The 15,128-nt window shown below is 40.0% G+C and carries 13 protein-coding genes; 5 read left to right on the top strand and 8 right to left on the bottom strand.

All coding sequences use genetic code 11. The features are described from left to right. Positions 1 to 1,644 (top strand): SusD/RagB family nutrient-binding outer membrane lipoprotein, encoded by a 1,644-nt coding sequence (locus FA047_RS19365; protein ID WP_136837746.1) that lies wholly within the window; start codon positions 1 to 3, stop codon positions 1,642 to 1,644. Positions 1,645 to 1,774: 130 nt separating this feature from the next. Beyond that, positions 1,775 to 3,205 (top strand): alpha-L-fucosidase, encoded by a 1,431-nt coding sequence (locus tag FA047_RS19360; protein ID WP_136837745.1) that lies wholly within the window; start codon positions 1,775 to 1,777, stop codon positions 3,203 to 3,205. A gap of 1 nt (position 3,206) precedes the next feature. Here the strand turns inward: FA047_RS19360 and FA047_RS19355 are convergent, their stop codons facing one another. The 7 genes from FA047_RS19355 to rpmB form a co-directional block, all read right to left on the bottom strand. Next, positions 3,207 to 4,292, bottom strand: a complete 1,086-nt coding sequence (locus FA047_RS19355; protein ID WP_136837744.1) for an Ldh family oxidoreductase — start codon at positions 4,290 to 4,292, stop codon at positions 3,207 to 3,209. A 5-nt stretch (positions 4,293 to 4,297) separates the two neighbouring features. Continuing rightward, a complete protein-coding gene (gene bshC / locus FA047_RS19350; protein ID WP_136837743.1) occupies positions 4,298 to 5,884 on the bottom strand; it encodes a bacillithiol biosynthesis cysteine-adding enzyme BshC in 1,587 nt (528 codons plus the stop codon). Positions 5,885 to 5,930: 46 nt separating this feature from the next. After that, positions 5,931 to 7,265 (bottom strand): 30S ribosomal protein S12 methylthiotransferase RimO, encoded by a 1,335-nt coding sequence (gene rimO / locus FA047_RS19345; RefSeq protein WP_136837742.1) that lies wholly within the window; start codon positions 7,263 to 7,265, stop codon positions 5,931 to 5,933. A gap of 230 nt (positions 7,266 to 7,495) precedes the next feature. After that, entirely contained in the window at positions 7,496 to 8,467 is a 972-nt protein-coding gene (gene ftsY / locus FA047_RS19340; RefSeq protein WP_136837741.1) for a signal recognition particle-docking protein FtsY, read from the bottom strand. Positions 8,468 to 8,539: 72 nt separating this feature from the next. Beyond that, positions 8,540 to 8,695, bottom strand: a complete 156-nt coding sequence (locus FA047_RS19335; RefSeq protein WP_133577168.1) for a DUF4295 domain-containing protein — start codon at positions 8,693 to 8,695, stop codon at positions 8,540 to 8,542. 32 nt (positions 8,696 to 8,727) lie between these two features. Then, entirely contained in the window at positions 8,728 to 8,910 is a 183-nt protein-coding gene (gene rpmG, locus FA047_RS19330) for a 50S ribosomal protein L33 (protein ID WP_136837740.1), read from the bottom strand. A gap of 42 nt (positions 8,911 to 8,952) precedes the next feature. Then, positions 8,953 to 9,186 (bottom strand): 50S ribosomal protein L28, encoded by a 234-nt coding sequence (gene rpmB, locus FA047_RS19325; RefSeq protein ID WP_131597730.1) that lies wholly within the window; start codon positions 9,184 to 9,186, stop codon positions 8,953 to 8,955. A gap of 347 nt (positions 9,187 to 9,533) precedes the next feature. Between rpmB and FA047_RS19320 the strand changes: the two genes are divergently transcribed. From FA047_RS19320 to FA047_RS19310, 3 genes are all read left to right on the top strand, one after another. Beyond that, on the top strand, positions 9,534 to 10,175 hold the full coding sequence (locus FA047_RS19320) for a DUF6266 family protein (protein WP_136837739.1): 642 nt from the start codon (positions 9,534 to 9,536) through the stop codon (positions 10,173 to 10,175). A gap of 242 nt (positions 10,176 to 10,417) precedes the next feature. Further along, on the top strand, positions 10,418 to 12,310 hold the full coding sequence (acs, locus tag FA047_RS19315) for an acetate--CoA ligase (protein WP_136837738.1): 1,893 nt from the start codon (positions 10,418 to 10,420) through the stop codon (positions 12,308 to 12,310). A 66-nt stretch (positions 12,311 to 12,376) separates the two neighbouring features. Continuing rightward, positions 12,377 to 12,562: a CsbD family protein gene (locus tag FA047_RS19310; RefSeq protein WP_136837737.1), complete on the top strand. Its 186-nt coding sequence runs from the start codon at positions 12,377 to 12,379 to the stop codon at positions 12,560 to 12,562. Positions 12,563 to 12,601: 39 nt separating this feature from the next. Here FA047_RS19310 and FA047_RS19305 read toward each other — a convergent pair whose 3' ends face one another. Then, a complete protein-coding gene (locus tag FA047_RS19305) occupies positions 12,602 to 14,902 on the bottom strand; it encodes a hypothetical protein (protein WP_136837736.1) in 2,301 nt (766 codons plus the stop codon). Positions 14,903 to 15,128 lie beyond the last annotated feature (226 nt).

Raw genomic sequence — 15,128 nt, 5'->3', positions numbered from 1 at the left:
ATGCAAATACAACATAAAATTATACAGGGTATGCTTGGGCTTACCATGATAATAACGGGTGTTTCGTGCACCAAGGATTTCGAAGATTTAAATACACCGTACAAGGATGTTTCAGTGTCAACTGCTTCACCTGCTGGTCTTTTTAATAACCTTGCTAGCCATGCAACCGATGAGGATTATACCTTATATACGGGTTTATTTATGCCTATTACAAATCAAATGGGTACGCAAAATGTAGTAATCAATACGACCAATTACACACGTTCGTATTGGAACAACTATTATCCTGATCTGGCAGACTATAAGCTATTACTCAAGCTAGTTGCAGCCAGTCCTAGTCCTGCGTCTTATGATAATGTGAAATCGATGGCAACTATTTTAATAGGGTATAAAACATTACAGATGCTCGACAGGTATGGTAGCATACCTTATTCAGAAGCAGGAATAGGAAGTGAAGGGCCAAGTAAATACCGTCCTGCTTATGATGACCAGGCCACTGTGTATAAATCAGTTTTGGCAGATCTTGAAACAGCAGTGAACACTATGAAAACAGGCGGTGCTGCCAGCTCACAGGTGTCAATAGGCGCTAATGAGTCTTTTCTGAACAATGATTACAATGCCTGGATAAAGTTTGGCAATGCTATCAGATTGCGCTATGCCGTTCGTTTGTATCTTAAGGAGCAGACTTTGGCATCGGGAATTATTACAGATATTGTAGGTGGTAATAAGCCCCTGCCGAATGACATGTCTTACGGTAATGATCAGATTAATATGCGGAAAAACAATTTTGGTACCTACCCGAAACTCCTTACTGGCAATTTGCCTGGTGGTTGGGGTGATAGGTTTTTTTATGCGTTCCGTGAAAAGTCGGTAAGCAGTATCAGGCTCAGCGATAATGTATGGAACCAGATATCATCAAGCAATGCCGAAGATGGTTCAGGTATATTTGATCCTCGTAGTGCTGTTTGGTTTATGCCAAACAATTTTGGTAAATGGGTGCCGCAAAAACAAGATAAATCTCAACAGGAAGGAGAAACTAATATTTATGTCAATGCCGATGTTCCTTTGGCTCCTAATACCGCTCCAGATAATAAATTTGCAGGGTTTAACTGGTATATTATGCGTGATTGGCAACAACTTCCATATATCTTGATATCAGAGGCAGATGTTCATTTCCTGAAATCGGAAATATATGCTAAAGGAATGGTTGTTGCAGTAGATTGGGCTAAAGCTGAAGTTGAATACAAGGCAGGATTAACCTCTTCTATTAACTATTGGTATAGTTATGTGGTGAGTAATTCTGGCTCTATTTGGCCTATTGCAAATAGACCTACATTAGCTCCAACCGCTATAGCCACTTTCCTGGCACATCCAAAAGTGGCGTTTGTACCAGCTGACAATGCGGGGAATCTTCAAAAGATCATCACCCAAGCATGGCTAGCGGCTATTTTTGAAGCACCAGAAGCTTGGGCAATTGTAAGAAGAACAGGAATGACTCCAAAGACGATACCTGCGACTACGAAGTATAATAAATTGCCGTATCCGACTGATGAAGAAACAAATAACCGTGAAAATTGGATAAAAGCAAGCGGTGGTGCTGATCCTGACGCTGAGATGTTGAAAAAGGTTTATTGGATGCCATAAATTAATTCATAATTTATAATTCAATTTTTAACTTTAAATCCCAGTTGCGGGTCAACTGGGATTTTTTAATAAAGCAATACATCAATCCTAGTAATCTTGTATTGCACAGACAAAAACAAATTATATACAGATGAAAACCAGACTCCTTATTTTTTTTAGCGCTATTTTTCTTTTCATTGATTCCAAGGCCCAGGATAATAACCTTCATCAACAATCTACTATTTATGAATGGCCAACTGACCCGCTGGTAAAGCAAAAGCTCGACAAGTGGCAGGATCAAAAATTCGGAATGATCATTCACTGGGGACTATATGCCGTACCCGGAATCATGGAGTCATGGAATCTGTGCTCTGAAGACTGGATTTCAAGAGACAGTACCATCACTTACGAAGATTACAAGAAGTGGTACTGGGGACTAAATACTAAATTTAATCCAGTCAATTTCAATCCTGAACAATGGGCAAAAGCCGGTAAAGATGCTGGTATGAAATACCTCGTTTTCACCACGAAGCATCATGATGGTTTCAATATGTTTGATACCAAAGAATCAGATTTCAGCATTGCCAAAGGCCCTTTTAAAGACAATCCAAAAGCAGACGTGGCAAAGTATGTATTCGATGCTTTCCGCAAACAGGATTTCATGATCGGTGCTTACTTTTCTAAGCCCGACTGGCACTCGCAGTATTACTGGTGGTCGAAATATGCAACAGCAGACCGGAATAACAACTACGACATCCGCAAAAATCCATGGCGCTGGAACAAATTTAAGCAGTTTACTTTCAATCAGATCAGTGAACTGATGCACAACTATGGTTCGGTTGATATCCTATGGCTTGACGGGGGATGGGTGAGGCCCCTGGAAACTGTAAATGCTGAAGTGCTGTCATGGGGAGCCAGAATTCCGGAATGGAGCCAGGATATAAATATGCCTAAAATAGTGGATATGGCACGCAAAGCGCAACCAGGATTATTGGTTGTAGACCGCACGGTACATGGCCCTTATGAAAACTACCAGACACCTGAACAGCGGGTTCCTGAAAAGCAATTGGATCGTCCCTGGGAGAGTTGCATGACCTTAGGCGGAGCATGGGGATTTGCTGCGGGCGACCAATTTAAAACGACTGCAAAAGTAGTTCATACACTTATAGAAGTGGTTGCCAAAGGCGGGAGTCTGTTGCTGGGCATAGGCCCAAAACCGGACGGAACGCTTCCTCAGAATGCCATCGCAAGACTGGAGGATATCGGCAAATGGGTAAACAAAAATGGTAAGGCACTGTATGGAACACGTATCACGAAAGATTATCATGATGGAGATACCTGGTTTACGCAAAGCAAGGATGCCAAAACAAGGTATGCGTTAACCTGTATCAAAGAAAAGACTGCAGTCCCTGAATATGTGTTATGGAAGAGCAATATTCCTGTTAAAGGATCTAAAATGACGTTATTGCAAACAGGGAAAAATGTGAAATGGGAAAAAACGGAAGCAGGAGTAAAAGTATGGTTGCCTAAAGGCCTGCCCTCAGACTTACCCGCACTTGCATTCTCATTTACAGCTCAATAATTTAGGATAGGGGAGCGATTCCCAATTTAGTAGCCAATTCATTCAGGTCATTCACCACAACATCAATGAGGGGAATGCCCTGAATTTTTCTTTCCTGCTCAAAATTGTATTCAGGCTCACCGGGAATGATTACTTTTTTGTTTTCATCTACAGTCTTTGCGTTTTTAAAACGCGTGATCCAGTTGTCCAGGTGATCTTTAAACTCCTGTGCCGGTCTGAATCCATCAATTCTCATTGCACCAAGAAAATGGCCAATTCCTTCTCCTACAGGATCTGTAGGTGGCTCCAGGAAGGCCACGAATGGCGGTACCCAAGGTCCATAATTGGCGCCAGACAATACTGCCGATAATATATCTACTGTAGCACTTAGTCCATATCCTTTATGACTGCCATGTTCTTTGTCACTACCCAGAGGCAGCAAAGAACCTCCCTGCTTCAATTGGTGGGGATTCGTAGAAGGATTACCTGCTGCATCCTGTGCCCAGCCTTCCGGAATAGGAGATCCGGAACGTTGCGCAATTTCTAATTTCCCGTTTGCCGCTGCTGCGGTAGCCATGTCTACGACCAAGGGAGGGTATTTTCCTGCCGGAAAAGCATAACACATCGGGTTTGTACCCAACAAGCGTTCATTGGCATAAGTAGGGGCTACAAGTGGACTGGCATTCGTCATGCTGATGCCGATCATATCTTCGTCTACAGCCATCAGGGAATGATATCCTGCGATACCAAAATGATTGGAGTTCTTAACAGAAACCCAACCGCTGCCATAAATCTTTGCTTTTTCTATTGCCACTTTCATCGCAAACGGCGCTACAACCAAACCTAGTCCGCCATCGCCATCCACAGTAGCTGTGGTAGCTGTTTCATGAACCACACGTACGTTTGGAGTTGCATTGATCCGTTTCTTTTCCCACAAGCGCACATATCCGCTCAAACGCGCTACCCCATGGGAATCAATTCCCCTGAGGTCTGATTTTAACAATACATCAGTTGCAAGGTCTGCATCAGCTTCGGGGCATCCCATTTTAAGGAATACATTTTTAGTGAAAAGGCGTAAATTGTCCTCAGGAAAAGTATAAAAAGTCATGGTATCTAGACAAAGAGTATGGTAAACTGGTGATCTAAGGGTTGAAATGTTCCAATCAAAGCATCAATAAAATCATCACCATATAAAACAAACATAGGTGCGATGTTTAAAACCCTTTCTTGTAAAACACCCGTGGGGAACAGTTTTTCTTTCAGGCTTTCGATTTGAGAAAATGAAGTGACATGCTTTCTTTTCTCAGCCCGCAGCATTTTTTGCTCGAGCGATGCAATCAATTTAAGCGCCTTGGTTTTTGCCGCGTCGGCAGATTGAGAAAGTGTCTTGTCTATCTTGTAGGCATTCAGTTTGATCTGGTCAAACACCGCTCTTACGGCTCTTTCCTCATCATCCAGCGTAAGCTGTAGATTAACATGGGATTTAATCCAGTCGGTCTTTAATGTCTCTGTATTGCTAAACAATTGCTTGTGACTAATGCCAAGAATCTGCATTCTTGTCTCGCTTCTTTTATCTATGATCAGGGCAGAGTTTCGCAGCATTAATACAGGGTAGTCAACTTTATAGTGATCGAAGCTTGCTTTCAACTCCAGCCAGTAAGTAACCTCTGCACCGCCACCAATATAAGCCAGGTTAGGCAAAATGACTTCCTGATAAACAGGTCGCATCACTACATTGGGGCTAAATCTTTCTGGATGTTCATTGATTTCAAGTTGCAGCGCTTCCTTACTGAAGCTAATGTCAGAATGCATCACTTTATACACCTCGTCTTCAGCTACGATTCTTTCCCTCAGTCCGTCAACCATATAAAAAAAGTTAATTTCCCTTGGGTTTACCTGGATCTTATAGCCCAACTTTTCAAGCCCGGCATTGGTTTTTTCAATATGTTTAAAGCTGTTTTCTTCAGTGATGTCTTTATATATGATTTCTGCAAATTGTCTTTTCAGTTCAATCTCATCTGCATCAACACAAACAAGCCCGTATTCCCCAAAAAGTGCATCTACCAGTTCACGGGTCGCATCACTGAGCTTAGCGTTGTTTGTATAAGCATCTTCTACGAGTCTTGATAGCATTAGTCCGTTTTTACTAATGCCCAGGTAGCCTTTGTAGGCAGTCAGGGCTTCAATGATATCCTTCGTATCTAGTCTGCCGGTTGCTCCTGCAGCCTTTTTGTTCCAGGTAATCATTTTGTCTTCTACTTTCACATGATTGATTTCTTCAAAGTCATGATCTTCAGTAGCCATCCAGTATACAGGTACAAAGTTATATTCAGGAAATTTGGTTTTCAGGTCTTTAGCTAAATTTATAGCGGTAACTATTTTATAGATAAAATAGAGAGGGCCGGTAAATATATTGAGCTGATGGCCTGTAGTAATGGTAAAAGTCTTCTCATCAGACAGGAGTTCAATATTTGTCTTGACAAGAGAAGAGGGGCTGGCAGAGGCATATTGATTTTTTAAAGTCTGTACTAAAACAGACCTTTCGCCTATAAAATTGCGATTTTTTATGGCCTCAGAGAAGCCTCCAAAATCCGGGGTATAGCTGTAAAAATCTCTGAGCTGCGCTTTTCCGCCAATGTAATCCAGTACAGTGGAAGAGAAAGCGTTTGTTTCCTGATAAGTGATGTATTTGGCCTCCATTGCTACGAATTTAAGTTAATAAACCATAATTCTTAATTTGAAGCCTTTATTTTACAATCCGTCCATATAGATCAAAATCCTCTGCACGGTCTATCGTTACATTTACAAAACTACCATTTGCCGCATATCCCGTCGCAGCGTCAATCAAAACCTCATTGTCTACCTCAGGAGAGTCAAATTCAGTACGTCCGATAAAGAAGTCGCCCTCTTTTCTATCTACCAGAACCTTATAAGTTTTACCAACTTTTTCCTGATTGATGTCGAATGAAATGCCTTGTTGTAATTCCATAATGGCATCCACGCGTTCCTGTTTTACTTCATCAGGAACATCATCTACCAAATTATGTGCATGTGTTTTCTCTTCGTGTGAATAGGTAAAGCATCCCAGCCTGTCGAAACGTGTTTCCTCTACCCAGCTCATCATTTCCTCAAAATCCTGCTCAGTTTCACCAGGATATCCACAGATTAAAGTGGTACGCATAGCGATGCCGGGTACTTTGTCTCTGATCTGATTTACGATATCTATGGTCTTTTGCTTGGTGATGCCACGGCGCATAGATTTCAGCATATTATCTGTGATGTGCTGTAGAGGCATATCCAGGTACTTGCAGATGTTCTCACGCTCATTCATGGCATCCAGAATTTCCATAGGAAAACCGGAAGGGTAGGCGTATTGCAATCTGATCCACTCAATGCCCTGTACGTCAGATATCCTGCGTAATAATTCATCAAGATTACGGTTTCCATAAATATCCAGACCGTAATAAGTAAGGTCCTGGGCAATCAGGATCAATTCTTTAGTGCCGTTGGCAGCAAGGATTTTTGCCTCATTCACCAGCTCATTCATATCGCGTGATACGTGCTTTCCACGCATCAATGGAATGGCACAGAAAGAGCAGGGGCGGTTACAGCCTTCTGCTATTTTAAAATAAGCAAAATGAGAAGGAGTGGTCAGCAAGCGCTCGCCAATCAATTCGTGCTTATAGCTTGCACCCAGGGAGTGCAGTAAATTATTTAAATCGTTAGTGCCAAAGAAGGCATCAACATTCGTGATTTCAGCTTCAAGTTCCGGTTTGTAACGCTCCGATAAACATCCTGTCACGATTACCTTGCCTACTTTACCTTCCTCTTTCAGCTGACTATATTGTAAAATGGTATCTATAGATTCCTGTTTGGCATTGTCTATAAAACCACAAGTGTTAATGACTACGATATCATCTTTGCCAACTTTATTGGCTTCATGAACTACGTCCAAACTGTTGCCGCGCAACTGTCCCATCAATACCTCTGAATCATAGGTGTTTTTTGAACAGCCTAGTGTGATGACATTGATTTTAGGTTTTTTAACGGGGATTATTTGGGGCTTTAATTTTGTATTCATGTTTTGTAAGTATATTCTTTATTTATTTTATACATCACGTCATCCTGAATTTTTCAGTAGCATTCATTGGAGTTTTGTCTTCAAGAATGCTACGCATTTTATTTCAGGATCCCGGACATGCATTGTGGTTTTTCTCTTCCGAGATCCTGAAATAAATTCAGGATGACGGCCGCATTAATAAGCGATCAATATGTACGACCGCATTAATAATTGAATCCACTATTTTAGGATTAGTGCTGTTTAAACAAGCTTTCTACAAAAGCCTTTTTGTCAAATAGCTGAAGGTCATTTACACCTTCGCCAACGCCTATATATTTTACTGGTATTTTAAATTGATCAGAGATGCCGATTACAACACCACCTTTTGCAGTGCCATCCAATTTGGTAATGGCTAAAGCATTTACATCTGTAGCTTCGGTAAATTGCTTGCATTGCTCAAAAGCATTCTGACCAGTAGAGCCATCCAAAACCAATAAGATCTCATGAGGAGCACCAGGTACAACCTTTTGCATTACATTTTTGATCTTACCAAGCTCATTCATCAGTCCCACTTTATTGTGCAAACGACCAGCCGTGTCGATGATCACTACATCTTCGCCATTGGCTACTGCCGACTGCAATGTGTCAAATGCAACAGAGGCAGGGTCAGAACCCATGGCTTGTGCCACGACACGAACATCAACACGTTCGCCCCAAAGTTTAATCTGTTCTACCGCAGCAGCTCTAAATGTATCAGCAGCACCCAGCACAACTTTTAAATTCTCTGCTTTAAGTTTATGAGCCAGTTTTCCGATGGTAGTGGTTTTGCCTACACCGTTTACGCCAACCACCATAATTACATAAGGTTTATGTTGACTGCCGTATTCGAAGCTGCGGAAATCATTGCTGTTGTTTTCTGCGAGGAGTAGTTGAATCTCATCACGCAACAGACCATTAAGCTCAGAAGTTGAAAGATATTTATCTTTAGCTACACGCTGCTCTATACGCTCAATAATCTTTAATGTCGTGCTTACACCCACATCAGAAGTTACCAAAACCTCTTCAAGATTATCAAGTACATCATCGTCAACTGTAGATTTACCTGCTACAGCTTTAGTGATCTTGCTTAAAAAACCCTCTTTAGTTTTCTCTAATCCTTTATCAAGAGCCTCTTGCGCTTCAGGCGCGGTCTCCTTTTTTTTGAAAAAATTGAATAAACCCATATGAATGTATAACAAAACAAAAAAAGCCCTCCCAGAATGAAGGGACGGCTTTAATATCGTAAAATATTAAAATTATTTTTTAGATGCGATTGCATCTTGAACGTGATCGTTGTGAACAATAACTTCTTTGAAAGAATAAGCACCCTTAGGTGATTTAGTCATTGTAATAACTTTTGAATATTCTTTTCCTTTACCCGTTTTTAGGGTTGCAACTACTTTTTTTGCCATGATCTAAATAGATTTGTATTTAGTAAATACTATTACTTAATTTCTTTGTGAACCGTTACTTTTTTCATTACCGGGTTGAATTTTTTCAATTCTAAACGCTCAGTAGTGTTTTTACGGTTTTTAGTAGTGATGTATCTTGACATACCAGGCATGCCACTGGTTTTATGCTCTGTACACTCTAGAATAACTTGTACTCTGTTACCTTTTTTTGCCATTTTCTTAATATTACGGTTGATTTCACATCAACCAATTTTTTTCTATAAATATCCTTTTTTCATGAAACGATTGATCGCTTCAGAAATACCAATTTTGTTGATGGTTTTGATAGCTGAAGTAGATACTTTAAGTGTTATCCAACGATCTTCTTCAGGAATATAAAATTTCTGAAGTTGTAAGTTGGGATAAAACTTACGCTTAGTTTTAACGTTCGAGTGAGAAACATTAAAACCTGTCATCGCCATTTTTCCGGTTAAATCACAAACTCTTGACATGCCTTTATTATATATTGTTAATTGTTCTTCGCTTAATTTTTTTAAGAGTGTGCAAATATCATTAAAATATTTGTAATCATCAAGAGTGCTAGGAAAATATTTTCATTTTAATGTCAGAATGGAACGCTCGCCCTCTATTTATGATTGATTAATCACATGATATTGATATCTTCACAATTTCTACACACCTCGTTCACAAATAATACACAAACAGGTACCTTTTTGTGAAGAAAGTGTGTAGAAAGTGTGCGTGATGTGAGTAGTAGTTATAGACGAAGCCTTGCCGAGTACGAAATTTGGCATTAGCAAGAGCAGAGGAAATGTAAACAATAAAATACTAAATAAAAATGGGAATTATAAAAAAAGGAATAATGGGCGGATTTTCAGGGAAAGTCGGTCCGGTAGTAGGCGCTTCATGGCGCGGTATTGATTATATACGTGCTATGCCGAGAAAGAGTGAGAAGCCATCGTCGTCAAAACAATTGATGCAGCAAGGGAAAATGAAATTGCTGAGAGGGTTTCTTTTAGGTGTCGCCGAAATTATTGAGGACTGCTTCCAGAATTTTGAGCAGAAGACTCCAATGAATGCTGCATTGTCTTACAATTTATACCACACTACTGAAGGTGCAACTCCTGAAGAGATGGTGATTTCTTTTCCAAATCTAATCTATAGTAAAGGTGATTTGTTAGCTTGCTGGTCGCTAAAAGTGGTGTGTACAGCGTCTTTGACTATAGACTTTAGTTGGGAAAATAGTGCTTTTAACCCGATGTGTGCCGGTACTGACAGGGCAATCGTAGTGGTGTATGACCCTGTTTCCAAGCAGTTTTTTAGGGCTGTAGATGCTGGCGTCCGGCAGGAATCATCAGTAAAGGTAATTGTGCCTGAGGATTTCAAAGGACATGCAGTTCATTGTTACATTAGTTTTTATTCCGAAGAAAAGAGTATTGCTTCTACAAATCAGTACTTGGGATCTTTGGATGTGTTGTAAGGAAATTAACTATTCAATGGAATCTCTAAAGTTAATCACAAATAGAGCAGGTATCCATCAGGAAGCGACTCGGTTATGCACATAGTTTAAAAATCTATTAAATCTGATGGTATTTCGTTAATGTCTTAAACCTTGATAGTTCATCCTAAAATGATTCTTTTTTGTAATTTTTTTAAATCTCTTCATTGATGCTGTTTCAGATTTAATTAAGTTTACGCTTTAGTAGTTGACCTAACCAAAATATGCAAGTTAAAACATTTGAAGAGTATCAAAAAACATATCAGTACAGTGTAGATTACCCGGAACAGTTCTGGGAGGGTATTGCAAATAATTTTCAATGGAGAAAGAAATGGAATAAAGTGTTGTCATGGAATTTCTCTGAGCCTAACATTAAATGGTTTGAGGGTGCTAAGCTAAATATAACTGAAAATTGCTTAGACCGTCATCTGGCAGAAAATGGAGATAAACCCGCCATTATATGGGAGCCAAACGATCCGAACAAGGAAAGTATTACTTTAAGTTATAAAATATTACATGAGCAGGTATGCCGTTTTGGTAACGTGCTAAAAAAGAATGGCGTTAAAAAAGGCGACAGGGTATGTATTTATATGCCGATGGTGCCTGAACTGGCCGTGGCTGTATTGGCCTGTGCCCGTATTGGAGCTGTGCACTCTGTGGTGTTTGGTGGTTTCTCTGCCAAATCAATTGCAGACCGCATCAATGATGCAGAATGCAAAATCGTCATTACTGCCGACGGGGCTTTCCGCGGGGCCAAACAAATCCAGTTAAAAGAAGTAATCGATGATGCATTAATCGGCTGTCCTACGGTAGAAAAAGTAATTGTTTTAACCCACACAAGAACTCCCGTTTCCATGTTAAAAGGAAGGGACCTTTGGTGGGAAGATGAGATCAAGCTGGTAGATACCAATTGTCCGGCTGAAGAAATGGATGCCGAAGATCTATTGTTTATTCTCTATACCTCTGGTTCTACAGGCAAGCCTAAAGGAGTAGTGCACACCATTGGTGGTTATATGGTATATGCAGGCTATACCTTCTCTAATGTATTCAATTATCAGCCCGACGAAGTGTTCTTCTGCACCGCAGATATTGGCTGGATTACAGGTCATTCGTACATCGTATACGGGCCACTTTCACAAGGTGCTACGTCATTAATGTTTGAAGGTATTCCTACTTATCCTGATGCTTCAAGAATGTGGCAGGTGGTGGAAAAACATAAAGTAAATATATTGTATACTGCACCTACGGCTATCCGCTCTTTAATGAGCTTTGGGCTAGAGCCGGTGCAAGGTGTTGATTTGAGTTCATTAAGGGTCTTGGGGTCTGTCGGGGAACCAATCAATGAAGAAGCTTGGCACTGGTTTGATGAGAATATAGGTAAAAGTAATTGCCCGATCGTAGACACCTGGTGGCAGACAGAAACAGGAGGTATTATGATCTCTCCTATTGCTTATGTCACGCCGACGAAGCCAAGCTTTGCTACTTTGCCTTTGCCAGGTATACAGCCCATATTGGTTGATGAGCAGGGAAATGAAATAGAGGGTAATGGTGTTAGTGGTAACCTTTGTATTAAATTTCCATGGCCTGGTATGCTGCGGACTACTTACGGAGATCACGAACGTTGTAAACTGACTTATTTCTCTACTTATGAGAATCTGTATTTTACCGGCGACGGATGTTTGAGAGATGAAGATGGCTATTACAGAATCACCGGTAGGGTAGATGATGTGATCAATGTATCAGGACACAGAATCGGTACAGCAGAGGTTGAAAATGCAATCAACATGCATGCGGGCGTAGTGGAAAGTGCAGTAGTAGGTTATCCTCACGACGTAAAAGGGCAAGGTATTTATGCATTTGTCATTTTCCCGAATACACATAATGATGAAGACCTGACACGCAAGGATATTCTACAGACCGTGACCCGTGTAATTGGGGCGATCGCTAAGCCGGATAAGATATTATTTGTTTCGGGTCTTCCTAAAACAAGGTCAGGAAAAATCATGCGTCGTATTTTGAGAAAGATAGCTGAGGGTGATACTTCCAATCTTGGAGATATTACAACGTTACTGGATCCTGCTGTAGTGGAGGAGATCATTGAAAAAGCAAAGAAATAAAACAAATCAATTCTGTTTTCTGTTCTTCATGCATCTATCTAATTGTAAAACAAAAAAGAAGTGATCATGGATAAGTTAGAATTAAAAGGAAAATGGAACGAGATTAAAGGTAAAGTAAAACAAGCTTATGCTGACTTAACCGATGATGATTTGAAACACGAAGAAGGAAAAGATGATGAGTTGCTAGGTAAACTTCAACAAAAAACAGGGAAGACCAGAGACGAACTGGTAACCTGGATAAAATCTTTATAAGATTCGTAAATAAAATAGGCTCCGTTAACGGGGCCTATTTTATTTACCTTTTACTTCAAATGAATAGGCTCCGTGGGCGACGTCGGTTTCTGTTACACCCTGAACTACTATTCTAAATTTACCGACGATATCACCGGTATAAAAAACAATTTCTTTGTCTTTATTGGATAGTACTGTTCCATGACTCCAGAATAAGGTGGAAACAAAAGCTGGCTCGATAGGGTCTGAATGGCTGTCTACATAAAATTCTCTTTTGGTATACACTGGATTTAATTTTGTTATAAAACTCCTTAGGTCTTCCGGATCACAGCCCTTGTACATAGTTGGGAATCCATGATTCATGTAGGTTCTCCCTTTAATTGGATGAGTGTTTGAAGGATCAGAAATATGATTCATGCAATTAAGAATATTGTTGCGGCAGACATAATCTCCGCAGGGATTAGCTCCTCTTTTGTATAACGTATTATCAGTTCCGCTGGTGATTTTTACTTCCTTAAGTCTAAGTATCTTTTCATTGGACTTAAGGGCTAATTCGGAATTGTTTTGGACATTTGATGGAATTTCAGTCTTTTCAACAGATAGAGATTTGAGATATCTCTTATTGAGATTTATATAAGGGTCATTGGCTTTTATCGAATAAATTGATTGATTTTTACCCAGTACGATAGCCTGCATTTTTCCGCCAGCTTCAATCAATAAATCTTTGGTATCTAATGCCAATTGCCCTACGTTATCGGTTTTCTTAATATCCAACTCTTGTCCGCCTAGTATAGTGATATCAACAGGTGCTTTTATTTCTTTGTCGTTCTTTTTAACATTTAGTGTTAACCCTATCGGATCATAAATCTTTAAAGTATCTGCTGATTTCGTATTTAAAACGTCTTGCCAGGTATATCTCCGCCATCCTTTGACCAGTAAAATGTCCTCCATGTAATTTTTATCTGAATATCCATTTCCGTTGAGCGAAACAGGCAGGTTTCTTAGCTGGTTTTCAAGATAACCGTAACGTTCTATGTCAGAAGATAACTTCGGTGAAAGCCTATTTTCCTGAACACATGCAATTGACAGAAATCCCAATGTATCTGGTTGTCTTAAGGATATTTTTAAAGTTACTTTTTCTCTTTGCCCGTAGACAGACTTGTCTGTCGCAAGAGTAATTTTAGGTTCGGGATTATAATGCGCAAAAAAGATCCTTTCTGCTAAAGGCCTCCCCAAGCTATCGGAAATTGTAATGGTGTTGAGCCCCTTTGGGACTTCATTTAGAGGGATTCTGAGCAGTTTGTGCGTAGTGGTAAAGTCCAGCTCGTCGTATAAAAATGTCTCTTTGAAATTGTGTATTCTTAAGGCTGCATTTTGAGGAACGGTATTTATAACTCTCATTGTGAGCGTATCTGTAGCTGCTGCGTTTACAATGGAGATGCTAAGCCCTTTTTCGAGCGGGTTTGGTAATTTGTAAATACTGTCGGTAAACGCGGAGTGTAGTAGCTTTACTTTGTAAGTACAGTCTTTCTCCGGAAGTAAGATGAATTTTCCAATCCCATAACTATTGGTTTCTATGGTGTCTATTACATCGTCATTTTTATACAGTAATGCTTTTGTTGTTACCAGGGCCAACTGATTGTCTTTAACTTCCCAGGCCACTATCGACGGCATATTCTGAATCAGGTTTCCACTTTCAGGATAAAAGCCAACGCTTGCCTTGCGTTTAGTGACGGGGAGTGTCAGGTTTAAGAAGCTGCTGTCTTTACCATATTTTACTTTAATATAGAGATTGGGGTCTGAAATATTTTCCTGTTCCGGGACGTCCATTACCAGTTCGCCTGAAGCATTGGTCTTCCCTCGTTTTACAATAGTTCCGTATTTATAAGTCACATCAACGGGCTTTGGTAAAAAACGCGCATCACGTGTGAGTACAGATAAAACAGCCTGATGTGGAGCTTTTCCGATACCTCCTTCTTTCAGCAGCTTAACACCTGCATTAAATGTCGGGTCTATATTGGTCTTGATAATGATACGTTGTGTAAAGACGATATCTGGGATTCCTTTGCTGACTTTATTGGTCGTCGCCTGAAAATGATAATCGCCAGCTAACATAGAATCTGGTAATGCCATGCTCCCAAAGGAAAGTCCTCCTGTTATCAAGTACTTATCCCATTTGATTATAGCACTATCGATATCTCTGATTAGTGCCAGAGAAAGTATTTCATTGCTTTTAAGTTGTTCCGGGGTGGTGTTTAAGAAATATCCGGTGAACCACACGGTTTCATTGTTAGAATAAATGCTTTTATCAAAATGAATAAAAAGGGAAGCAGAGGCGTTTGCAAGGTTGTGATATCCCATTTTTTGACTCAATTCCAGTTGACTTTTCCACTGTGCCTTTGTAGTATTGAATATTGAGGTTATTAATAGGAGACAGAAAGAGAGTGCTAATAAAATTTTTCGCATGAGTTAAAGTTAGAAAACCATGCTGAATATACAAGTTTTTTAAGAAGCCGAAATGTATTATACGTATGGATGGGAAAGGTTAATAAGGGTTGGAGAAGCGGGGATTTATAGCGTATAGAAA

The sequence above is a fragment of the Pedobacter frigoris genome, from assembly GCF_005116445.1.
Classification (GTDB): Bacteria; Bacteroidota; Bacteroidia; order Sphingobacteriales; family Sphingobacteriaceae; genus Pedobacter; species Pedobacter frigoris.
The sequence above is the reverse complement of the archived record's forward strand: the minus strand, read 5'-3'. Positions and strand labels throughout refer to the sequence as shown.